Origin of the sequence: Micromonospora sp. NPDC005710 (genome assembly GCF_040630995.1) — a bacterium.
Classification (GTDB): domain Bacteria; phylum Actinomycetota; class Actinomycetes; order Mycobacteriales; family Micromonosporaceae; genus Micromonospora.
On record NZ_JBEXYP010000017.1, the window covers coordinates 18,925 to 41,482 of the forward strand.

Sequence of the window (22,558 nt, forward strand, 5' to 3'; positions counted from 1 at the left end):
GCAGGGCGGGCCCACCCACAGCTCAAGGGTTGTCCCCCCCTTCGTGGGGTACGCCCGTTCCGCCGCGCGGGCGCCGTCGGATCAGCCGAGCGGGTCGGCGTGAGCTGTGCACATGCCGAGGGGCCGGTACCGGATGGATCAGCGCGAGGCGGACGGGCGCGCCGGGGATGACGCCGTGGTGGAACTGCGGGTGCACGGGGTGTCCGCCACTAGCCCGGATGACCTGCTGGATCGACCGCACGCGCAGCAGGTGGCGGGTGACCACAGGGGCGGCTTCTACCGACTTCGGCCGGGAAACCACGAGGGCGGCCAGGCGGACGGGGTGACGCTCGAGGCCTACCGCTGGAACAACCTGCCCGCTGGCAACGCGGCGCGAACGCTGGCGATGGTGATCCTGCTGCCCTTCATGCTGATCAACCTCGCTATCTGGATGCGTCCGGCCGGAACCCGATCGGACCCGGTGATCAAGGCCCTGTGTCGGTTGTTGGCACTCACCCTGACCGGGATGTACGTGCTGAGCATCGTGGGGACCACGCTGGATGTGATTGCGTGGAAGTGCATGTCCTCTCCGGAGTGCCTGGCCGGACGCAGTTGGCTCTCCTGGCTCGGGGAGCGTCCGGCCGGACTGCGCCTCGCGGTGCTCGCGCTGGCGCCAGCCGCCGCCATCAGCCTGGTGTGGGCAATCAGCGCTCGCCCGGCACTCCCGTTCCACATCTTCCGTGCGGCCGACCAACCCCTTGCGGCGCACCGGCTCACCGCCGTCGGCCGGTGGGACAACGAGCCGCTCATCGGTCGACTGCGCTCGATTCACGTCGCGGCGGCGTTCGCCACGCTGGACCTCAGCCTGCTCGGCGCCCGGGCCGCACAAGGGTTGTCGATCGGCACCGTCACGCTGGCGGCAGTTGCCGGACTCGTGCTGATCACCTGCGCGGTTCTGCTCTGCACTCCACCCCTGACCGCGCCCACGGAACGGCGGCTCGACCGGTTGGTCAGCGTGCTGCGCCCGACCGCCCTCGGCCTGACCGTGCTGGTCTGGATCCACGTTCTGACCAGTTCGGCCTCCTGGCCGGAGAGAAACGGACTGCCCGGCTACAACCTGGCAGTCGTCGGGCTGTTCACCGGCCAGGCGGTGCTGCTGGCAGCCCTGGGAGCGGCGCTGTTCTGGCACCGGGATCGACAGCCGGATGTCGCGCCCTCGCTCGGGTTCGGCGCCCTGGCGACCTCCGTCGCCGCGATCAGTCTGGCGCTCGCGTTCTCCGCTGAAATGGTCTATCGGGTGTCCGATGTCCTGAACAGGGGTGCGCCGACCGCGGGGACGCTGATTACCAGCCCTCCGCGGTCCTGCATCTGGGCGCTTCTCGGCTTTACGCTGGCGGTGCTGGTAACGCTGACCGTCGCCGGCGTGGTAACGCTGGCGTCACGGCCGGGCCGGACCCGTGCCGCGTCGTCGATCGTTGCTCGTGACTTCCCAGATGCGCCGAGCGATGCCACGCTGCGGCTGCGGCAGGTGCGCACAACCATCGCCCGTGCCCGGTTCACCGAACGGCTGGTGCCGCTCGCGGTGCTTTACGCCTGCCTGGCCGGAGTCGGCGTAGCGGCGGTTGCGCTTGGCCTGCTGCCGACGCCTCCCGGCGAACTGGTCCAGCGCTACCTCGGGCTGCCGGCCAATTCCGTCAACGTCGGCATCGGGGTCGGCAGCTACCTGATCGCCGCCATCATCGTCGGCCTGATCGCCGGCGGAATCTTCGCCTACCGCACCCCCGGCTTTCGCCGTTACGTCGGCGTGCTCTGGGACCTGGGCACCTTCTGGCCCAGAGCCGCGCACCCGTTCGCCCCACCCTGCTACGCCGAACGCGCCGTTCCCGAACTGACCTGCCGGATCACCCACCTCGTCGACTCCGGCAACACGGTGGTGCTCACCGGACACAGCCACGGCGCCGTCCTGCTCGCCGCGACAGTGCTCCAACTACCACCACGGGTCACCAACCGGATCGCCCTGCTCACCCACGGCTCGCCCCTTCGACGGCTGTACGCCCGACTCTTTCCCGCCTACGTCAGCGACGAGATCATTCACGAGATCGCCGACCGGGTCGACTGGCGGTGGGTGAACCTGTGGCGAGACACCGATCCCATCGGCGGCCGCGTTTTCCCGACCCCGCGACCCGACGAGGCGCCCGACGCCCTCGATCGAACGGCGGCAGTGGACCGCCGGCTGCGCGACCCACACGGCGTCACGGCTCCGACCGGCGACGACTACTCGCCCCCGATCAGAGGACACAGCCCCTACGAATCCGACAAGGCGTTCGATGAGGCTGTGCGTAGCCTCGCCGACCAGCTTCGCTGAGCAAGCGGTCGCAAGCGGCTCCTCCGCGTCGTGCACTGCAGGGACACCGGCCGCCGCCAGTTTGCCGTTGTTGACGATGGTCGCGGTGACGGTGCGGACGACTGCCTCGGCGGCTCCGGACGCGCGTTGAGGGCGTTGTCGCGGCCGGAGCTGCGGCGCCGAGGCTCCAACGGGGTGCTGGGGCCTCGACGCCCTCCGCCTTGCTCGACATAGCAGGAGACGCTACAGCCTGCGGATGTTCGGCCGCCGGAGCGATTTCGTCCGATCAGGCCTGCAGGTGTACGCGGCGGCGCCGCGCAACGAGCACCAGCGCGATGCCGACCGCGACGGCGACCGCCGCCGCACCGATGAGCAGCATGGTGTTGTCACCGGTGATCGGCAAGCCCGGGCCGGCGCTGTTGTCGTCGGCGCCCGGCAAGCTCGGACCGGCGCTCGCCGACGCCGACGGCGAGACGCTCGGCGAGTTCACGGGGACCTTCTTCGCCGCCACGAAGATGCGCGGCTCGTCGCTGTCGTCGGCGCTGACCTGCGCCGGAGTGTGGTCGTCCTCGCCGTTCTCGCCGGCCATGATCTTCCAGCCCGCCGGGGCGGTGAAGGTCAGCAGGACGTCGCCGACGGGAAGGTGGGCGAGACGGAACAGGCCCTTGGCGTCCGTGATGGCCTCGGCGTACTTCGTCTTGCCGTCGGCGCTGGTGGCGACGACCTTGACAGCCGGGACTCCGGGTGTCTGGGGGGTCCACTGGGCGTCATAGGACTCACCCTGAAAGACGTAGCCGCCGAGATCATCGAAGGCGCCCGGCACCAGCAGCCGCACGCTGGTGGTGTTGTCGGCGTCGTTGGCCTCGCCGTTGTCGGCGGCAAGCTCGAAGGCAACGTATCCACGGCCGGTCTGCCACGCCACACGGTTGGTCTTGCCGGTGAGCTGAACGGTCTTGGTAGCGCCGGCGGCGAGGTTGAAGCCGGTCGGCAGCTCGCCGTAGGCGACACCGTCGACGCCCTCGCTGTCGCCGCCCGTGTAGTGCACGTGCGTGGCGTCGACGGAGCTCTTGTTCTTCACCGTGACCGTGATGGTGAAGGTCTCGCCCTCGGCGTAGGCGGCCTTGTCGGCGGCCGAGGTCACCGCGATATCCGGCTTGGGGTCGGCGGCCAGGGCCGCCGTTGCCGGAAGGACGGCCACGAGTACGCCCACGAGGGCGGCGGCGGCAAGTTTGCGCATGGAGGTCTCCGTATTGGGGGACGGGAATCAGCGCGATGCTAGCGGCTGCGCGAGTCGCCCCGCTGTCCCAAGATCGAGAACGTGATCGGAACGTGTCCCGTGCCCACGGTTAACATGATGAATCGAGTGCACTTTCATCGGCATGTGCGGATGCTGCCCGGCTGACAACCGAAAGCACCATGGCTGGCGCCCTCGAATCTGCCGACGAGGTCCCCAGCCTGAAGGGTCTGGTCAGGGCGTTGCCCGTCGGAGCAACGTCTCGGGCCCGAGGGTCTGTGGAGCGACGAGCATCACGACTGGATCGCCTACGCATCCCATGAGGGGACCGTGGCATTCGGCGGCGCGCTCTCCACCGGGCTCGCGGCAACCTGGTCTGAGGTCGACACTTGGCGATGGCCCGGATGGCAGGAAAGCGCCCACGGATAACCCGAGGGCATCCTGCAGGGGCTCCCGATCACCACCGATCAGGATCGCCGGCATGTGGCGTGGACCCGGTCGGTATGCGCAGAACCAGCGGTTCGAGGTCGATGGTCAGCCTGTCCCCGTCACCCGCGCCGAGGGCGACGTTGGTCGCGGCTGCCCTGCTCAGGGGATGGTGGGGTCCGTACCGGGCGTCCAGCAGGCTGTGGACGTGCTGGTCGAGGCGCCTGGCCTCGCCGGCGTCACCCAGGGCGGTGGCGTGATTCAGTTCAGCGACCAGAAGGTAGGGGTGGTGCTCGTCGAGCCGACCGCGCAGACGCCGGACGCACTCCGCCAGGACCTGGCGGGCCCCACCAGGATCGTCGGCGCCGAGCAGCACCACGCCCAGCGTGTTCGCGACGACCTGGGTCAGCGGGTGGTCCTCGCCGTACTTGTCGCGGTACGCCTCGAGTGCCGCCACCGCGTGTTGCCTCGCGCGGTCGCTGTCCTGCTTGGCCGCCCAGACGCAGGCCAGTTCGGCGTCGCAGGCGGCGGTCTCCGGGTCCCGCGGACCCCGCGTCGCCGCCCAGCGGTAGTGGGCGAACGTGAGCAGGTCGCGAGCGGCAGCGACGTTGCCGAGACGGCGCAGCGTCACGGCGAGATTCCGGCTGACGCGCAGGCTCACCGGATGCTCGGCGCCGAGCACCGCCCGGGCGGTCTCCAGGGTCCGGGTCAACTGGTACCGGGAGCCCTCGTAGTCGCCGATCTCGCGGAGGTCCCGACCGTAGTTGTCCTCGCTGAGCAGCGTCGCCGGGTGCTGTGGCCCGTAGGTGCGCAGTCTGCGGCCGTAGGTGTCCCAGTCCCGCTCGGTCGCCTCGGTGAAGTCGCCGAGAAGCAACTGAGCGATCGCGAGGTCGTGGGCGGCGTCGAGCGTGCTCGGGTCGTTCGCGCCGACGGAAGACCGACGGGCGTCCCACGTCTCGCGCGCCACCTCCAGGGCGCGAGCGAAATCGCCGTAGAGGTGCGGCGCCCGGTCCTGGGCAGCGGCGGCAGACAGTCGTCGAGCGAAGCTTCGGGTGGCGGCAAGCCGCTCCTTGGGCATCGTCTCCCGGATGGTGCGCTGCAGGAGCCGATGCATGATGACCGTGTCGGTGTCGGCGTCGATGCGAACCATCCCGAGCCGGGCGATGTCACGGACCAGCGCTGCGGTGGAGCCATCGAGGATCGGTTCGTACTCGTCGAGTTCGTGCAACACCGCGGGTGATGACAGCGTCAGGATGGCAACGCCCTCCTGCTCGGAGCAGGCGAGGATCTCCAGGAGTCGGTAGGCGGCCGGGCGTTGCCGGCGAAGCAACTGGGCCGTCAGCTCTACCGAGAACGCGCCGGGGGTTTCCGAGCGGTCGAGGCTCTCCAGGTATGCCGGCACCGTCGTATCCGTTGTGGCAAGCAACGCGCCGGTGAGGCTCAGGAAGAGTGGGTGGTCTTCGCAGCGTTCGGCGATGGCCGTGGCATCGCCGGGCGCGATTCCGGGCACCCGCTGCCTCAGCAGCGCGATTGATTCGGCGCGTTCGAGCCTGTCAACGTGCAGGGCGTCGACGGCGTCCGTCCAGGCCTCGCTGCGCGAGGTGATCAGGACGCTGCCGGAGCCGTGGGGCAGGAACGCACGCAGGGCCTCCGGGTCGTCGGCGTTGTCGAAGATGATGAGCCAGTGGCCGGTCCGCTCAAGGTGGTCGAGGACATCGACCGCGCCGCCCAGGTCGAGGCTCGCACGGAGCTGTGTGAGCTGATCGGGGACCGTCAGCGGGTCTGCGGCGTCTACCCACCAGACGAGCCGGTACGCGGCCGCGAAGCGGTGGGCGTACTCCCGTGCCACCTCCGTCATGCCGGTGCCGGCCCTGCCGATGACCGCCGTGGTGCGGTGCTCGGCCAGTCGGCTGTGCAGCGCTTGCAGCACCGCGTCGCGTCCGACGAAGTTCGGGTTGCGCGCCGGCACGTTCCACACCTGCGGCGCGACGGTGGGCAGCCGCGGCCAGGCGCCGGGGGTTCGACGGACCGGATTCGGCGGTTGCAGCGCGGCGAACAGCGCCTCGCGTGCCTGTTCCTCGGTCATGTCGACCAGATCGACGGACGGGACGACGGCGAAGGCATGTGTTGGCCGCAGCGGGTCGACCTGCACCGCCACCAGGAACGGGTCGGGCCCGTGCGTCAGTCGTTCACCGGCAATACGCGCGACATCGGCGGCTTCGGCCGCGTCCAGGTAGGCACGTGTCAGCACCACCAGCATCCGGTCGGCGCCGTCCATCGCCGCCACCCAGTCCCGGATCTCGAACAGCACGCTGGGCTGCCCCGCCGACGTGAGTTGGGCGCCGATCCACTCGGCCCACATTTGGTCCGGCGCCGCGTAGCTGATCGTCAACGAGGTCGGCGTGGGCGCGATCCGCTGTCGGTCGAGGTCCGCGAGCCAGCGGACGCGCTCCCGCTCGTCGATCGGCGGAAGCTCCATGCGGGTGCCGGTGATTTCGCTGGTAAGCCGCTCGTACGCCGCGAGCAGTGAGGCAACCGACCCGGGTCTGTCACCGAAGACCGCGAGGATCTCCTCGTAGGCGTAGAACTGCTGGTACGGGATTTCCATCGCTGCCCAGTAGCGGTCGAGGTCGCTTCGTCCCGACGACGTGAGTATCGGGTCGAACCGTGCGCGGGCGTAGTCGCGGCCGGCCTCGAGCTTCGCCAGTTCGCCGGCCTCGACGCGCATGGGCACGGGCACCATCCGCACCGCGTTGGCCGGGCGCTGATTGCGGATCGAACGAGCGACGGCGACCGCGCCGTCGATCCCCGTCTGGCTCATCGTGAAACAGTTGACCACCGTGTCGGGTAGTTGCACGGTGACGATGCCGGCGGCGTCGCCCAGGCCCGTCCGACTGTCGAGCAGGACGAAGTCGTAGCGCCGACGCAGGTCCTCGCGGAGCGCCTCGAAGAAGACGTAGCCATTGGCGCGTTCGTAGAAGGCGTCCCAGTCGAATGTGGCGACGGATCTCGAGTACCCGGCGTTCTGCTGTCCGGCCGGGACGAAGTCGATCAGGCCGTTGTCCGGGAAGGTCCAGTCGAGTCTGGTGGCGAAGGGGCTGATGTCGATGGACGCCTCGGCCACGTCGGCGGGATCACGGCCCGCGTCGGTCATCGCCGAGGCGTGGTCGCGGAGCATGTCGATCAGGCCGGGCGACGACCTCAGATACTCGTCGGGTAGGAACGGCCGGTAGTACCGGTGCAGGCCGGGCGACTCCAGATCCCAGTCGAGCGCGGCGACGCGGTAGCCGTTGCTCGCGAGGATCCAGGCCACGTTCGCCAACGCCATCGTCCTGCCGGTGCCGCCCTTGTAGGAGTAGAAGGTGATGACCTGGCCGGACCCCGTCTTCTGCTCGACCTGGGAAGCGACGTCCGGTGCCAGGGTTCTGCCCGGAACACGGAGCAGCACCTCGTCGACGCGGGCGTAGCCGCTCCGACCGGGCCGGGCTGTCGGGTTGAGCGCGACGCGCATCGCTGGCAGCCGACTGGCGAGCGTGTCGTCCAGAGCGCCCAGTTCACGGACCAGCCGCTCGGCGTCGTTGTCGTCGACTTCGAGCAGCGCGGTCGCCGCGGCCGCTCGGGATTCGGAATCGAGGTGTTCGTTGGCGGCCAGGCCGCGGAGCCAGTCGAGGTGGTCGGCGGCGGCGAGGCGTAGCAACGCCCGCGCCGCCTGTAACCGCAGGTCGACTCGTAGCCTGGGGTCGACGCAGCAGCCGCGCAGCGCCGTGATGCCCGGCGGGTCACCCGAGCCGGCGAGTTCCAACGCGACAGTGAGCCGGTAGCCGGGCTCGCTGTGGCCCTCGTTGAGGGCTCTGCGGTACGCGAACGCCTGGAGGTGGCTCGGCACCGGTGATGCTGCGGCGGCGTCGGGCGCGGAACGGGAACTGGTTGGCTCCGGCGCGGTTCGTTGCACCCAACGGCGGACGCTGCTCGGTAGGGACGGGTCCACGACGAGCCGCTGGACGCCGCCCTCGGTCACGGTGGCCTCGTCGAGTGCGTCGGCGACCAGCAGACGAACCCACGGCCGTGCGGCGACGTCCCTGGTGATCGCTTGCAGCGCGCCGGCGACATCGTCGTCGCGGCAGAGCGCGACCAGCGCCTGCAGCGCTTCGGGTGCGGTCGGATCCTCGGCCCGGAGTTGGGCGAGCAGAGCGTCGATGACCCGCTGACGCAACGGGCCGGCAACGTCGATGCCCTCGGCGAGGATCTCGCCGGCGATGGCGACGTCGGCGTCCTGGCTGTTCAGCAATGTCTCGACGAGCGGGTCGGCCGGTACGTACTGTCGGCGGCCCAGCACGAACAGCGCCAGGTTGCGGCGGTTGGGGGCCCGCACGTCGGCCAGCCACACAGCTTCGTCGAAGTGCCTCGCCCGCTCTCCTGCGGCGAGGAACTCCGCCAGACTGCGGTGAGTGAAGGCGAGGCCGGGACCGCGTTCGACGAGCACGGAGGTGCTGGTTAACATCGCGCGGACGTGCCGGTCCCAGTCGGGGATCGCGTCGAGCGTGTCCCGCGGCGCCTGGTCGCGCACCCAGGAACGGGTCTGCTCGACCAGCGACAACGTGTCGTTGGTCAACTGCGCGTCGGCGAGGTTCTCCACCAGGGCTTTCAGGTTCCGGTCGAGCCACGCCCAGAACCGCTGGCCCGAAGCGCCGTAGCGCTCGAACTCGGCGCGGATCCGGGCGCGCTGCTCGACGACTGCCGGCCGCCCGGCGAGCAGATGCCGAACGAACTCCGCATACAGCTCGGTACGGTTGCTGGGCAGCGGCCGGTGCTGATCGTGCTCGAAGACCAGCGCGGCGATCGTGGCCAGCAGCGGCACCTCGACGACGGCGCCGAGGCGGGCTGCCGCCACGGCGCGCAGGTATCGTTGCGCGTCGGCTGCGCCGTTACCGTCGGCGGCTCGGGCGGCGAACCATCTACTGGCGAACGTCTCCAGGTCTGTGGGATCGAACCGGCGCAGCGCGAACTCCGCCACCGAGCGGCCCTTCACCTCAGCCAACTCACCGAAGAGCAGCGGACGGGTGGCCACCAGGAACCGTTGCGCCGGACTGGGACTCTGCAGCCAACTCGCGATCCGGATGACGACATCCGAGCGGTCGTTGCCGCTGAGCACCTCGTCGACCCCGTCGATGAGGATCAGCCATCGCGTGCCGGGCAGCGGGGGCGCACTGAACAGCGTGGCGTCGACGTCGACGCTGCTCCGCAGCCGGTAGGACTCCGCCAGCGCCTCAGGAAGTCGCCGGTCGACCAGCGCTCTGGCCGGCACCGCGACCGGGACGACCGGCCCGAACGGAGCGCGGCTCAGCCGGGTGCCGCGCGTGGCGTCGAGCCACCACCGCGACTGGAGATGCTGGATCTGGGCCACCATCGTGGATTTGCCCATGCCCGGCTCCGCCACCACCAAAGCGTCGTCGAAGGTGGCGAGCAGTTGCGGGACGGTCAGCACCTGGGGTTGTGCCTCACCCGCGAGGTCGCCCGGCGTCATCGCCCGCTGCTCGACGTAGATCTTTGGCAGCGCCGGAGCATGGCCGGCGAAGAACTGGTACCGGTGCGTCGCCGCGTCCTCCCACTGCGCGGCCAGGAGCGCTCGGAGCGGATGCTGGTCGGCGAGCAGGGGTCGGCGTCGGTCGACCAGGTACATGGTCGCGGAGGCGGCGCCGAGGACCAGCGCCGCGACGGACATCGGCACCGCGAGCCCGAGTCTCCCGTCGCCGAACAGGTGCAGCGCGGCGGCGACGACCGCGAGCAGTCCCGAGACGACGCTGACCCACAGCCAGCGCGACGGTGCGGCGACCGATCGGGACGTCGTGGACGACGACCGGGCTCGCCGCAGGACGAGGGCGACGCTCAGCACGCCTGCTGCCGCCCCGACGATCGATCCGAGATGGTCGGCGAACTCCAGCCACGGCGGCCCACCCATGCCGCCAGGTTAACGGTGGGTGCACAGGGCCGGGATCGACCTCAAGGTCGGCGACGGGGTGGCCGGGGCGACACGCCACGAGACCAATATCGTCCTCGCGCAGCATCGACCGACCTCGCGCCCGACGGCATAGGCGAAGTCGAGCCGCAGGCACCGCACATGCGGACCCATGTTGCCCGATTACGGCTTCACAGCGCGGGCGCGCACGGGTACTGCGAGTCGACGAGGTTCCACGTGCGGTGGTCCTGCCTTCTGGAGATCAACCGATTGCCACTGGGTTGGTTGACGTCAGGAACCGAGGCACGGATGAACGACAGACGCGACCCACGCCTCGCTCCTGCCGTGACCAAAAACGTTGTGGTGTTGGTGACACGGCGTCCGGGCTGACGGCTGGGTGGTCGCCGCGAGTCCGGTCGGCGAGCATCTGGGCGCGGCCTACGATTCGGCGGTGGGTCTCTCACTGACTGTTCGCTCGGCCCGCGTCGATGACGTCGCCCAGATGGCGTGCGTGCACGTTCGGTGCTGGCAGGAGACGTATCGGGGCCTCATGTCGGATGCGGTGCTGGATGATCCGGGTCTCCCGGCTACTCGGGAACAGTTCTGGGCTGCTGCTTTGACCGACGAGCGATATCGCGGGAGCCGGGCGGCTGTGGCCGAGCGGGAGGGCAAGTTGGTCGGGATCGCGATGTCGGGTCCCCCGCTGGATGCTGCGGCGGCGTGGGCGAGGCAGCTGTATGTGCTCTATGTGCAGGCCGCCGATCACGGTAGGGGTGCTGGGCGGGCGTTGTTGCAGGCCGTTATCGACCCCGCGGAGTCGGCGACGCTGTGGGTGGCCGACCCGAACCCCCGCGCGCAGGCGTTCTACCGCAAGCACGGCTTCGTTGCTGATGGGACGGCACAGGTCGAGGTGGGCGTACGGGAGATCCGCATGGTCCGCGACGTGCAGGCGCCGTCGCCGGTGTGGTGAACACGAACGTTTGAGGTGTTGGGGTCAGGCTGCGTCCGCGGTGAGTTGACCCCAGCGTCGTTGTCGTTCGCCACGGCACAGCGTTCGGACACCGGCCAGCATCACCGGGCCTGTTCGCCGCCTGCCGACTCATCATGACCGCCGAGACCTGCACCATCGCCGCCGCCAGCTCCGCAGGACCGACGACGAACAGTGTGCTATGGTTGCCCAGTTGCAGTTTTGATTTCCGCAGACGTTTCTTAGCGCCTGGTGGGGCATCTGAAACCCATCAAGGCGCTGTTCGTTTTTCGTGTCGTTTCGACGCGGGTTATCAACGCAGCGGCGTGAGGGTCCGCACAGTGCGGTCTCTGACAGCCTGCGAGGAGCAGACATGACTACAGGTACCGTGAAGTGGTTCAACGCCGACAAGGGCTTCGGCTTCATCAGCCCGGACGACGGCGGCGCCGACGTCTTCGCCCACTTCTCCGCGATCTCGGCGAGCGGCTTCCGCAGCCTCGACGAGAACCAGAAGGTGGAGTTCGACGTCACCCAGGGCCAGAAGGGCCCGCAGGCGGAGAACATCCGCCCGCTCTGATCCACACTTCGCGAACGGCGGCCTGACTGATTCAGCAGGCCGCCGTTCGGCATTTCAGAATCGTCTGACCGGCAGAAGTCCGGCCATCTCTTGTAGCAGGTGGTTGGCGCAAACGAGCGCCGCACCACCTACGTCGCCCTGCCCAGGGCTCGGCAGTTCCGGGACGCTCAGTCGCAGTGACGGTCCTGCGGTGGCCCCCGCTGCACGGCCGACGACGGGACCACGTCCATCCCCCGGACACCCGGTGACACCGCGCCGATCAACCGGAGACGGTCCACCCTCCCGCGTAACGCCTCGACCGCGCCCGGCAGGCCCAACCTGGCAGCCTCCTCTGCGGCGAGGTTACTCAGCAGCGCAGCCACCCCGATCTGACCGAACTGGAACCCCAGCTGGCTGTGATAGCTGGCGGCAGCCGTCACCTTCCTGGTCAGGTGATCGCTGATGTCGGCGCCCGCCTCGACACCGTCGGGCACGCCGCGCCAGGGCGACGCGGATGGTTGCCGGCTGACATATGGCACGTCCCGCCACCACAGGCCGTCCGGCCTGAGCGCGGCGACCGTCTCGCAGACGATGCGATGGTCGGCGTGGTCACCGAGGGCCTGCGGCGCGAGGATCACGTCGGCGTCCGCCAGGTGCGCACGCAGCGCAGGTACGAGAGCCGCCGCCGCCCGGTCATCACTGCGGACACCGGCGAAGAGCGCGGCGGGGTCGGCATAACCGCGGTGCGGCGCCTCGGGCAGTGGCAGGTGTACCGGCTGCACCCCGAGCACCGCACAGGCTGCTTCGTCCTCCGCCCGGCGCAACGCCATGTAGTCGACGTCGGCCGTGATCCCCTTGTCGAGCTGGCAGGCCAGGGCGAACGGTGACAGGTCCGGCACGCTGGCGGTAAAGCAGGTGACCACCCGTACCGTCCAACCCGCCGAGGCCAGTGCCGCGAGAGTGCCGCCGACGGAGAACACCGCGTCGTCCAGGTGAGGGCTGACCGCCACCGCGACCCCGGGACGCGCCGTCACCGGTGGCCCGTTGTTCGGGACGGCGGGGGGTTGTCGACCCGTGCTCACAGCAGGTGCGGTGCCGCGCGGAAGCGACAGGTCGAATCGACCGGCGGGTCAGGGATCTCCGGTACGGACGCGGCCAGCCCGTCGTAGACGGCGGTGATCCGACCCGCGATCACCGGCCAACTCCACTGCTGCTCGACGTCACTGCGGGCCTGCCCGGCGAGCCGACGGCGCAGCGCCGGGTCGTCGAGCAGCCGGCGGACGGCGCCGGCCAGAGCCGCCGGGTCACCGGCCGGCACCAGCAGACCGTTCTCCTCCGGGCGCACGCAGTCGCGCACGCCGACCACGTCGGTGGAGATGACCGGCAGGCCGCTGGCCATCGCCTCCAGGATCGTGTTGGAGAAACCCTCCGCATAGGTGGGGCTGACGAAGATCTCCCCCCGCGCGTACACCTCGTGGGCCCGCTCGTACGGCACCGCGCCGAGCAGTTCGACGGTGTCGGCGAGGCCCAACTCCGTGATCCGGGTCTCGACAGTGCCCAGGTCGGGGCCGATGCCCGAGAGCAGCAGACGCACCGGAACCGTCTCCGCGCGGAGCTTGGCGACCGCGTCGAGCAGGTCGAGCACGCCCTTCCGCGCGTCGACGCGACCGTGGTAGAGCAGCACCGCCGGGTCGGAGACCCGACCGGGAGACGCGACCGGCACGAATCGTTCGGCGTCGGTGGCGCCGGGAACGACTGTGAAACGGGTCGGGTCGAGCTCGTGCCGCTGGCTGACCTCGGCGGCGAACGACGGCGACCCGATCAGCAGTGCCGGCGCGTGCGCGAAGACGGCCCGCACCAGGTCGCGGTGTGTGGCACAGCAGGTGCCGACCCAGTGACCGTCGCCGCCCTGCACGGACACCACGGCGGGTAGCCCGGCCGCCCGTGCCGCACGGAGCACCGCGAGCCCGTTGGGGTACGCGTACTGCGCGTGCAGCACGTCGAAGGGTCGGCGGGCGTGCAGCCGTAGCACGGTGTCGGTCATCTCCGCGACGTCCGCCTCGAAGTCCGCCGGCTCGCCACGACCCACCGCCTGTTCCCCGTACGCCTCCAGCGCGTGCACCTCGACGCCGGCAGGCACCCGGTCCGGAGGTGGGGGGCCACCGCCGTACACGGCGCGACCCGCGGCGTCACCCCGGTACTGGGACACCAGGGTCGGCTCGTGACCGGCACGGACCAGGTGCTCCAGCAGGTTCTCGGCGTACGCGCTCATCCCGGAGACCGCCGGCCAGTAGCGGCGCGACACGAAGCAGATCCTCATCGGACACCGACCTTCAACTCGGTGGAGGTGCGGGGCTGCTGCTCGGCGTGACGCAGCGCGGCCAGTGCGGCAGGCACCAGCGTGTCGGCCCGGTGGGCGTCCCGGGAGAGTTCGAGGCTGACCAGCCCGCGATAGCCTGCCTCGGTCAGCGCGCCGAGCACCGCGGGGAAGTCCAGGTCGCCCTCACCGGGGGCGCGGTGCTCGTGCCGGCCGCGGGGCATGTCCTCGATGGCGCAGGCGCCCAGACTCGTCGCGAAGGCACGCACCGCGGCGGCGGGGTCGTACCGGCCGGACACGAGGCAGTGACCGGTGTCCAGGGCCAGTGTGAGGCCGGGCACCTCGGCCGCGAGCCGGGCCCAGTCGTCGCAGTCGTCGACCAGCATCCCCGGCTCCGGCTCCAGAGCGCACGTCATGCTGCGCCGGCCGGCGTACCCGACGACGTCGCGGACGCCGTCGACCAGCCAGCGCCAGCCGCGGTCACTGTCGGTGCCGGGCTCGGGCACGCCGGCCCAGAACGACACCGCCTCACTGCCCAGATCAACAGCGACGTCCACGCAGAGACGCAGGAAGTCGCGCCGCCGCATCCGGTCGTCCTCCACCGGCGAGACCAGGGTCGGGTGGTGCTTGCGCCGCGGGTCGAGCAGGAACCGCGCCCCGGTCTCCACCACACTGGCGAGGCCGAGCGCGTCGAGACGGCCGGCCAACCGGCGGGTGCGCCCGGCGAGGTCGGGCGCGTACGGGTCGTGGTGGGCCACGTCGAGGGTGAGCGCGACACCGTCGTAGCCGCAGTCGGCGAGCAGGGCGAGTGCGTCGTCGAGCCGGTGCGACGTCATCCCATTCGTGTTGTAGGCGTACCGCAGGCTCATGCCTCACTCCGGGCGACGACGTGCCGGCTCGGCTCGCGGTAGAGCGGATAGAGCGGGCCGATCGTCCGGGCGACCAGGCTCAGGTCGAGCCAGGCCTCGTCGCCCAGCCGCTCCCGGCCGGCCGGGTCGAGGACCACCGGTGCGGCACCGTCGTGCGGAGGCGCCCCGAGCCCGACCAGCGGCGAGTCCCTCTCCATCAGGCGCTCGACCCCCCGCGCCGCGATCCGCCCGTACGACATGGTCTCCGCCTCCAGGCCGGGCACGATCACCTTGACCGCCACCGCCCCGTCGCCGGGCGCGACGACGACCAGAACGTCGAAGTCGGCGAGGCGGTGCAGCAGGTCGGCCAGCAGCGCGCTCGGGTCATCGAGGCTTCCAGGCGCGACGGTCGGCAACGCCGTGAAGGGCACTGTGCTGCGCTGGGCCAGCACCACGGGTTCCAGCAGGGCACGGAGCTGCGCGCCGTCGAGGTGCGTCCACTCGCGCATCGCGGTCACCGCACGGGTCTCCTGTGACTCGGCCGGTCGGGCGAACTCCCGCCGCCAGTACGCCTCGGGCGCGACCCGCCGCAGCGCCTCCAACGGCCCATGGGAGAACACCTTGCGGGAACGGGACGAGACGTACTCCAGCAGCGCCTTACGCAGCGCGGTCTCCCGGTCCGGGTGGGCGGCCTCCCCACACGCGGTGACCGCCAACGGTGGGGTCTCCGGCTCGCTGTCGACGCCGACGACGTGGACGTCGACCAGCCCGAAGGCGGTGGAGGCGAGCTTCGCGACCACGTCGACGCGGGCGGCCCGCAGCCGGTCCACTGTGGCTCGGGTCACCGGGTCCCGAACCTCGTCGAGGTCGATCACCACGCCGGCGTCCATGGCCCGGAAGGCGGTGGTGTTGCCGTCGCGTTGCAGCAGTTCCAGGAGGCCGTGCGCGACGGCGCGTTCGATGGTGTCGCCCGCACCCGACCCGTTGGTGATCACCGTGATGAGCCGCTCGGCCGGGTCCTGCCAGGGCAGGTCCTCAGTCGCGGAACCGCAGAACTCCGCCGGCACCAGCACCGTCTCACCGGTGCGCCACCGTACGGTGGGCAGCCAGGATCGGGGCTGGTCGTCGTCGACGGTGGTGCCGGCGGGCAGCACCAACGACCGTGGATCCACCACACCGCCGACGCCCAGCTCGGTACGGAGCTGCGCGTACGAGGCCCGCCGGGGCACCATGGCCCGGAGCTGTCCGTGCAGCAACAGGGCCTCCGCCAGCTCCCCGTACGCGCCGGTGCGCGCCTGCTCGAGGGTGGCGCCGTACCCCATCGCCGCGGCCCGGGGCCAACCGTTGCCGAGGTGGTCGGCGGAGACCACCGGCAGACCGATCCGGTCCAGCCCGGAGACGTCGAAATCACCCGTCTCGCCGGCGGGCAGCGCACCGGCGAGCCGGTCGGCGACCGACGTCGCCGAGATGGTGGGAGTACGCGGTTCGGCGGCTCGGGTCACGTCAGCTCCTCGATCGGTATGGGTCCGGCCGTCGGCTGCCCCCGCAGCTGCCGGTCGAACAGGGCGAGCACCTGCCGCCGTGAGACCGGCGCCGCGTACTCGAAGGGTGTGGCCACCGCGTCGAAGTCGAGCGTCTCGACCAGGTCGCGGGCCTGCCGCACCTCGGCGTGCGAGAGCGGGATCTGGGCATGGAACGCCTTGTGGCAGGACAGGCCGACCGGGGTCTCCCCGGCCAGCTCCACCTTGATCAGGTCACCGACGAAGAGGATCCCGCGCTGCTCGTCGTGCAGGACGCTGTGGCCGGGAAAGTGACCGCCGCTGCGGTACATCACCAGGCCGGGTGCGAGCAGATGCCGATCGTCGGTGGGCCAGGTCACCTGGAACGCCTTCGTCCAGACGAGATCGTCGACACCGATCGCGAGCACCGGCGGGGCGAGCGCGTCCTGAAGCTGCCACAGAGCGCCGTACCCGTGCACGTGGCTCGCCCCGAGCGCGACCAGACCACCGCGGGCGCGCAGGTCGGCGATGGCGTCGGCGGGGTACCAGCCGGCCGCCTCCCAGCCGACCAGACCGGCGTCGGTCTCGATCACCCAGCCGGTGGTGCCGAGCCCGAGCTGCGGCTCGCACCAGTACCCGGTCACGCCGGGAGCGACGACGGCGCGGCGCGCCTGTCGTCCGACCGCCATCTCGTCGGCGGAGGTGAACTGCCACCCGTCCTCGGGCAGCGCGTTGCGCACGTCCGTGCAGACCGGACAGGACGGCGGGGACGCGAACCAGCGTTGCCAGTGGCCGCAGTTCGCGCAGGCGTACGGGCGAAGGGGCACCGTCAGTTCCTCTCCGCGGCGGCCAGCAGCAACTCGTGCAGGCGCAGGTCCCGGTCCAGAGGCCACTGCCAACCGCCGTCGCGTACGGCGGTGGAGAAGGCGCGCGCCTGACCGGTGAACGGGGTCGTGTCGACATCGAACGGCACCTCGGCGGCCGTGCCGGTCACGGCGTCGAGACGGGTGAGTGTCCCGCCGGCGCTCTGGCCCAGGGTGTCCACAGCGACGAGTTGCGCGTCGGTGCCGACCACCTCCAGCCGGCGTCGAGGGAGCGGATCGGCGGTGTTGAACGACACGTGGGCCTGAACCAGCACCCCACCGCTGGTCTCCCCGGCCAGCAACGCTCCATCGTCGACCGGGTAGGGATGCACCCGCCGGTGGGTCCGCACCGTCAACTCGACCAGGTCGTCGCCGAGCAGCACACCGACCAGGTCGACGCCGTGCGGGGCCAGGTCCACCAGGGCCCCGCCGCCGGAGCGGGCCCTGTCGATCCGCCAGTTGTCGTGCGGTCGGCCGTCGGGACTCCACCGCTCGGGCAGCCAACAGCCGTAGACGATCCGGATCGCTGTCACAGTGCCCAGATCACCGGCGGCGACCATCGCGGCGATGCGCTGGTGGGCGGGGTGGAACCGCTGGTCGAACGCGGCCCCGGCGAGGGCGCCGCCGGCGGCGTCGACCAGGCGACGGGCGTCGGGCACCGTCGCCGCCAGGGGCTTCTCGCACAGCACCGGGAGCCCGGCCTTGGCCACCGCCGCCACCACGTCCGCGTGCGTGTGGTTGGGGGTCGCGACGTGTACCGCCTCGACCTCCGGGTGATCGAGCAACTCGTGCAGATCGGTAGTGGCCACCCGGTCCGGGGCGAGCCCACGGGCGGCGCTCGGATCCCTGTCGCAGGCGGCGACGAGCCGGTGCCCGGCCGCGCGGATAGCCGGGGCCACGTGGTCACGGGCAACCCAGCCGCAACCGACCACACCCCACCCGACCGGTTCCATCGCTCACCACCGCTCAGGCAGGTCGAGGAGGAGGCGACGTCGCACCGCGTCCGGGCCCGGGTCCGTCGGCCACCGCTCCGGCAGGTACGCGGCGGCCCGGTCGCCGTACTCGGCGGCCCACCGCGGGTCGGGCCAGCGGCGGACCCCGTCGCTGTAGAGCGGGTTGGGTCGCAGCCGGCTCGCCGGCGCGGGCCGCAACAGGGCGGCATCGGCCGGTGCGTCGCCCGCGTCGCGGGCCAGGCCGACAGCCTCGGTGCCGATCAGGGCGGCGGGGTCAGCCGGGGCGGGCAGCTGCCCGGCCGCCGTCGCCGCGGTCAGTTCCTCCTCGGCGTACGCGGTGGCATCCGGCAGCAGGGCCGTCCACCCGCCCGGTGGCAGCGGCAACCCCGTCGTACCGGCGGGATGCTCTGCGTTGTGCAGGTGACCGAGGAGCACCGCCCCGTCGGGCCCGGCGCAGTCCAGCGCGGCGGCGACCACGGCAGCCTTGTCCGGAAGGAAGTACAGGGCGTCGTGGCAGGCCACGTGGCGGGGTGCCGCCTGCTGTGGTAGCGGCCAGGGTGCGGTCAGGTCGGCGCACACCAGCGCCACCGCAACGTCGGGCGGCAGCACGAACCGGCGGGCCAGCCAGAGTTTGGCGAAGACCACGTCGACGCCGGTCAGATCGCGGTGGCCGTGCAGAGCCAGGTGTCGCAGCAGGTGCCCCGCGCCACAGGCCAGATCGACCACCGGCCGACCGTGGGGCGGGTGTGCGGCGGTGAGCGCCAGGGCAGCCAACCAGCTCGGGTCGGACCAGCGGTGCAGGAAGTAGACCCCGACCCGGCCGAACCCGAGCAGCTCCACCGCGTCGCGCAGGGTGCTGGCGCGCAGCGCCGCCCGCAGTTGGTCCGCCGGCGGCGTCGGGCCGTCCCACCACTCGTCGGAGTCGGCGAGCAACGTCACCGCGGCCCGGTCCGGTTCGCCCGCGTCGAGGGCGGCCACCGCCTGCTCCCGCAGGTCGTCGCGGTCCGGACGCAGCCAGGGGATGGTGTCCACCACCGGCCAGCGGCGCACCCCGTCGGTGAGGGTGCACGACGTGTCGGCGTGCAGGGGCGTGCCGTCGGGGCCCCGCCACCGGGTCGCGGTGGCGGGGGGCACCGCGCGGACGGCGGTCACAGCCCCGCCGCCCGCAGAACCGCCCGTTGGTAGTCCACCACCGGGCCGTCGTGCACGAGAGCCAGGTCCACCAGGGCCTGCTCGACGGTGAACGCGGCGGCGCGGGCGTGGTGGTGCACCTGGAGCACCCGGTCCAGCACGTCGGCGCTGTGGAAGGTCCGTCCGAGTGGCGTGTCGGCGTCCACCCGGAACGCCAGCGCCGCGCTGACCCGGGTGGCGAGCTGCTCCGGCAGTTCGGCCAACTCCCACTCGGTGAGCCGGTCGGTCATCGGCTCCAGGTATGCGCCAAGCAGCAGTTCACCGGCGAAGCCCGCGTCGGGTAGCCGGGCGTTGTGCAGGTGGTGGGCCAGACCGAGCAGGAACGCCTGCGCCGGGTCCGCGCCGGTGTCGTCAGCGAGCAGCGCACCGTACACGGCAACGGCCCAGCAGTGCTCGGCGTGGTTCTCCGCCGGCTCGACCACCAGGCGTGGCCGGCCCGCGGCGGTGGCGCCGGCGCGCGGCTGTCGGCGCAGGGCCGTCACGAACGACGGGACCGGCGCGTCGGGCAGGGATTGGGCAACCAGTCGGGGCAGCGCCGCGCGCATCCGGCGTCCGGTGGCCGGGTGCAGCGAACCGGCAAGCTCGTCGACAGCGCGGGCCAGGACGTTCTCCACCTCGGTCGGCGCCAGTCCGCAGGCGGTGAGGGTGGCCGCATCCATCCCACCGAGGCGGGCCCCCGCGAGCGCGGCGGCGCACTCGCGGTCGGCGACGACCGCCGGGTCGGCGCCGGCGACGATGGCCGCCCACGCTCGGGCGAACGCCCGTTCGGCCACCGAGCCCTCGGCGTGGGCCACCCGGACCCGTTTGAGGTCGCCGATCTGGCGCAGTATGGGTGTCACGGCGGCCAGTCGGTCGACCGGCGGAGCCGCCAGCGCAATGGTCATGCCGCCGCGTCCAGCCAGTTCAGCAGAGTCCGCTCCTGCGCGTGCAACGCGTGTTCGGGGGTCCGGCCGTCCCGGGTCATCGGGGCCTTGAAGAAGTAGCCGAGCTGCTCCTGCGCACCGCTCTCACCCCGGCGGCCGGCCTCCGCCATCAGTCGAGCCAGGTCCAGCACCAGTGGCGCGGCGAGGATCGAGTCCCGGCAGAGGAAGTCCACCTTGAGCTGCATCCGCTGCCCGAGGAAACCGATCAGGTCGACGTTGTCCCAGGCCTCCTTGGCGTCACCGCGCGGCCGGTAGTAGTCGATCCGGACCACGTGGTCGTCCACGTCGTAGCCGAGGATCTGGTTGAGCACCGAACCCTTGGTGTCCAATTTGCTGGCCAACGACGACGGGTCGTCGAGGATCTGCCCGTCCCGGTTGCCCAGGATGTTCGTCGAGTACCAGCCCTCCACCGTCAGCGCCCGGGACCGGAACGCCGGAGCGAGCACCGTCTTGATCAGCGTCTGGCCGGTCTTCCCGTCCTTGCCGGCGACCGGCACGCCCTCCCGCTCGGCCAACTCCAACAGCGCGGGCACGTCGGCGCCCAGACTGGGCGTGAAGTTGACGTAGGGGCAGCCCTCCCGGATCGCCGCGTAGGCGTAGAGCAGACCAGGGGTGATGACCGGATCGTCGGCGTCCAGCCCAGCCTCGAACCCGTCGATGCTCTGCAGCACCGGCGACGCCGGATCCGGTCGGGCCTCGGTGGAGGCCAGGTTGACCACCACCACCCGTTGCGCGTCCTGCGCCGACCTGAACCGGTCCAGGTCGCCGCGTAGGTGCGACACCCGCTCCCGCAGTGGCCCGATCGGCACCACGTTCGCGCCGGTGGCGTTGCGGCAGTACGCCGGGTCCGCCACGGCCGGCCAGGGCTGGATCTGCCCCAGCGGCCCCGCGACGGTGTCCAGGTGGGCCGGCTCCACCACCCGGTGCACGTGTGCCGCCTTGGCCAGGTCGTCCGGAGCCAGATCCCAACCCCCGAAGACCATCGACTCGTAGGGCACCAGATCGGTGCGGTGCGCCAGGGGCAGTCCGGACATGTCCGTCATGCCCAATCGCAGCAACTCCACCCCGGCTATCGCCGTGGTGGCGACCGCCCCACCCAGTCCGACCACCGCGACCCCGATGCGCTGCTCCGTCATGCTGCCTCCTGATTCGACCCGCACGTCCGACCCGAGCCGCCGCCTACCCGGCCAGTCGCTGATCAGTCATCGGTCTTCGTCGACGTGTCGGAGGTGCATCTATCGGTCAATTTCCCAGGTCAATGGCCCTGCGATGTGCAAAGAATGCAGCAGGACACGGCGCGTTGTCGGGTCCCGGCCGGGGGAGGTCTGCTCGTGAAGGTGCTGATCGCGGGTGGGGCAGGATTCATCGGAAGTACGATCGCGTCCGCTCTGATCGACACGGGCCACACACCAGTGGTGCTGGACAGCCTGGTCACCGGTCGCCGCGAATTCTGCCGCGGGCGGTCCTTCCACCTCGGCGACATCACGGACGCGGACGCGGTGGACCGGCTGTTGACGCGGCATCCGGACATCGACGCGGTCATCCACTGCGCGGCCCTGATCGCGGTGCCGGACTCGGTGGCCCGGCCGGTGGACTACTACCGGGCGAACGTCTGCGCCACCCTGGAGTTCGTCGACCGGCTGCTCGCGCACGGCGTACACCGGTTGATCTTCAGCTCGTCCGCGGCCATCTACCGACCGGACGCGGATCTCGGTGTCGATGAGGTGTCGCCACTGCACGCCACCAGCCCGTACGCGCAGACCAAGCTGGTGGTGGAACGGATGCTCGCCGACATCGCGGCCAGCAGCCCACTGCGGGTGCTGTCCCTGCGCTACTTCAATCCCATCGGCGCCGATCCGGCGCTGCGCACCGGGCTCCAGGTCGCCACGCCCTCACACGCGCTGGGCCGGCTGATGCAGGCGCACCAGACCGGTGTGCCGTTCTCGGTCAACGGTCTGGACTGGCCGACACGAGACGGTTCGGGGCTGCGTGACTACGTCCACGTCTGGGACCTGGCCGACGCCCACCTTCGGGCGCTGGAGCGGTTCGACGACATCTTCGCCGTCGGCGGCGCTCCGCACACCGCCCTCAACCTGGGCAGCGGCACCGGCACGACGGTGTTGGAACTCATCGCGGCGTTCAACGCGGTGGTGGACCGACCAGTTCTGGTCCGCGAAGCAGCGCGGCGCCCCGGAGACACCGCTGGCGGCTTCACCCGTAGCCGCCGGGCCTGGGAGGTGCTGGGGTGGAGGGCGCAGCGCGACCTGTCTAGCGGAATCGCCGATTCCCTGGCCTGGCACGACCGGCGCGGTCAGGTGCTGGAAGACCTGGCGGCACGCCATCGGCAACTGGCCGGCTGACCGGACGGCATCAAAGGCCGAGAATGGCCGGACGCTCCGGCAGAAATGTCCGACCGTTTTCTCCGTTCCGCGTCTGAGGCCGGCGCGGGCCCTTGCACCGCACCGAACCACGCGGAATCGGTCGATCCGCAATTCGGACAAG

15 protein-coding genes are annotated in these 22,558 nt (G+C 71.1%); 4 read left to right on the plus strand and 11 right to left on the minus strand.

Translation table 11 applies throughout. The features are described 5' to 3' along the window. Positions 1-133: 133 nt before the first annotated feature. Entirely contained in the window at positions 134-2,344 is a 2,211-nt protein-coding gene (locus ABZ406_RS22290; RefSeq protein WP_357764717.1) for a hypothetical protein, read from the plus strand. Positions 2,345-2,609: 265 nt separating this feature from the next. On the opposite strand, the gene ABZ406_RS22295 is transcribed toward ABZ406_RS22290, so the two are convergent. Together ABZ406_RS22295 and ABZ406_RS22300 are read right to left on the minus strand one after the other, a co-directional pair. Next, a complete protein-coding gene (locus ABZ406_RS22295; protein WP_357764720.1) occupies positions 2,610-3,560 on the minus strand; it encodes an SdrD B-like domain-containing protein in 951 nt (316 codons plus the stop codon). Between the two features lie 454 nt (positions 3,561-4,014). Next, on the minus strand, positions 4,015-9,942 hold the full coding sequence (locus ABZ406_RS22300; RefSeq protein ID WP_357764723.1) for a tetratricopeptide repeat protein: 5,928 nt from the start codon (positions 9,940-9,942) through the stop codon (positions 4,015-4,017). A gap of 448 nt (positions 9,943-10,390) precedes the next feature. Between ABZ406_RS22300 and ABZ406_RS22305 the strand changes: the two genes are divergently transcribed. Together ABZ406_RS22305 and ABZ406_RS22310 are read left to right on the plus strand one after the other, a co-directional pair. Then, positions 10,391-10,909 (plus strand): GNAT family N-acetyltransferase, encoded by a 519-nt coding sequence (locus ABZ406_RS22305; RefSeq protein ID WP_357764727.1) that lies wholly within the window; start codon positions 10,391-10,393, stop codon positions 10,907-10,909. A gap of 370 nt (positions 10,910-11,279) precedes the next feature. Then, positions 11,280-11,483 carry a cold-shock protein gene (locus tag ABZ406_RS22310; protein ID WP_043326981.1) on the plus strand — a complete coding sequence of 68 codons (204 nt, stop codon included), beginning with the start codon at positions 11,280-11,282 and terminating at the stop codon, positions 11,481-11,483. Positions 11,484-11,650: 167 nt separating this feature from the next. Here ABZ406_RS22310 and ABZ406_RS22315 read toward each other — a convergent pair whose 3' ends face one another. Genes ABZ406_RS22315 through ABZ406_RS22355 form a run of 9 tightly spaced genes read right to left on the minus strand, consistent with a single transcriptional unit; the run spans position 11,651 to position 21,192 of the window. Further along, positions 11,651-12,496 (minus strand): PIG-L family deacetylase, encoded by an 846-nt coding sequence (locus ABZ406_RS22315; protein WP_357764731.1) that lies wholly within the window; start codon positions 12,494-12,496, stop codon positions 11,651-11,653. Positions 12,497-12,540: 44 nt separating this feature from the next. Next, positions 12,541-13,782 (minus strand): glycosyltransferase family 4 protein, encoded by a 1,242-nt coding sequence (locus tag ABZ406_RS22320; RefSeq protein ID WP_357764734.1) that lies wholly within the window; start codon positions 13,780-13,782, stop codon positions 12,541-12,543. Then, on the minus strand, positions 13,779-14,648 hold the full coding sequence (locus tag ABZ406_RS22325) for a sugar phosphate isomerase/epimerase family protein (RefSeq protein WP_357764737.1): 870 nt from the start codon (positions 14,646-14,648) through the stop codon (positions 13,779-13,781). The genes ABZ406_RS22320 and ABZ406_RS22325 overlap by 4 nt, the downstream gene beginning before the upstream one ends. Further along, positions 14,645-16,129, minus strand: coding sequence for a YcaO-like family protein (locus tag ABZ406_RS22330; RefSeq protein ID WP_357764740.1), 1,485 nt, complete (start codon positions 16,127-16,129; stop codon positions 14,645-14,647). Before ABZ406_RS22330 ends, ABZ406_RS22325 begins: the two co-directional genes overlap by 4 nt. Continuing rightward, positions 16,126-16,953 (minus strand): MBL fold metallo-hydrolase, encoded by an 828-nt coding sequence (locus ABZ406_RS22335; RefSeq protein ID WP_357764743.1) that lies wholly within the window; start codon positions 16,951-16,953, stop codon positions 16,126-16,128. The genes ABZ406_RS22330 and ABZ406_RS22335 overlap by 4 nt, the downstream gene beginning before the upstream one ends. A gap of 2 nt (positions 16,954-16,955) precedes the next feature. Then, positions 16,956-17,942 (minus strand): Gfo/Idh/MocA family oxidoreductase, encoded by a 987-nt coding sequence (locus tag ABZ406_RS22340; RefSeq protein ID WP_357764746.1) that lies wholly within the window; start codon positions 17,940-17,942, stop codon positions 16,956-16,958. Positions 17,943-17,945: 3 nt separating this feature from the next. After that, positions 17,946-19,094 carry a methyltransferase domain-containing protein gene (locus ABZ406_RS22345; RefSeq protein ID WP_357764748.1) on the minus strand — a complete coding sequence of 383 codons (1,149 nt, stop codon included), beginning with the start codon at positions 19,092-19,094 and terminating at the stop codon, positions 17,946-17,948. Next, positions 19,091-20,017 (minus strand): HD domain-containing protein, encoded by a 927-nt coding sequence (locus ABZ406_RS22350; RefSeq protein ID WP_357764751.1) that lies wholly within the window; start codon positions 20,015-20,017, stop codon positions 19,091-19,093. Before ABZ406_RS22350 ends, ABZ406_RS22345 begins: the two co-directional genes overlap by 4 nt. Further along, positions 20,014-21,192: an inositol-3-phosphate synthase gene (locus tag ABZ406_RS22355; RefSeq protein ID WP_357764753.1), complete on the minus strand. Its 1,179-nt coding sequence runs from the start codon at positions 21,190-21,192 to the stop codon at positions 20,014-20,016. Before ABZ406_RS22355 ends, ABZ406_RS22350 begins: the two co-directional genes overlap by 4 nt. Positions 21,193-21,387: 195 nt before the next feature. On the opposite strand from ABZ406_RS22355, the gene galE reads away from it, so the two are divergent. Continuing rightward, positions 21,388-22,416 carry a UDP-glucose 4-epimerase GalE gene (gene galE, locus ABZ406_RS22360; RefSeq protein WP_357764756.1) on the plus strand — a complete coding sequence of 343 codons (1,029 nt, stop codon included), beginning with the start codon at positions 21,388-21,390 and terminating at the stop codon, positions 22,414-22,416. Positions 22,417-22,558: the final 142 nt, after the last annotated feature.

Excerpts from the sequence above, each read along its gene's own strand:
- ABZ406_RS22290 (WP_357764717.1), top strand. The coding sequence starts at position 134 with ATGGATCAGCGCGAGGCGGACGGGCGCGCCGGGGATGACGCCGTGGTG.
- ABZ406_RS22295 (WP_357764720.1), bottom strand. The coding sequence starts at position 3,560 with ATGCGCAAACTTGCCGCCGCCGCCCTCGTGGGCGTACTCGTGGCCGTC.
- ABZ406_RS22300 (WP_357764723.1), bottom strand. The coding sequence starts at position 9,942 with ATGGGTGGGCCGCCGTGGCTGGAGTTCGCCGACCATCTCGGATCGATC.
- ABZ406_RS22310 (WP_043326981.1), top strand. The coding sequence starts at position 11,280 with ATGACTACAGGTACCGTGAAGTGGTTCAACGCCGACAAGGGCTTCGGC.
- ABZ406_RS22320 (WP_357764734.1), bottom strand. The coding sequence starts at position 13,782 with ATGAGGATCTGCTTCGTGTCGCGCCGCTACTGGCCGGCGGTCTCCGGG.
- ABZ406_RS22325 (WP_357764737.1), bottom strand. The coding sequence starts at position 14,648 with ATGAGCCTGCGGTACGCCTACAACACGAATGGGATGACGTCGCACCGG.
- ABZ406_RS22340 (WP_357764746.1), bottom strand. The coding sequence starts at position 17,942 with ATGGAACCGGTCGGGTGGGGTGTGGTCGGTTGCGGCTGGGTTGCCCGT.
- ABZ406_RS22350 (WP_357764751.1), bottom strand. The coding sequence starts at position 20,017 with ATGACCATTGCGCTGGCGGCTCCGCCGGTCGACCGACTGGCCGCCGTG.
- ABZ406_RS22355 (WP_357764753.1), bottom strand. The coding sequence starts at position 21,192 with ATGACGGAGCAGCGCATCGGGGTCGCGGTGGTCGGACTGGGTGGGGCG.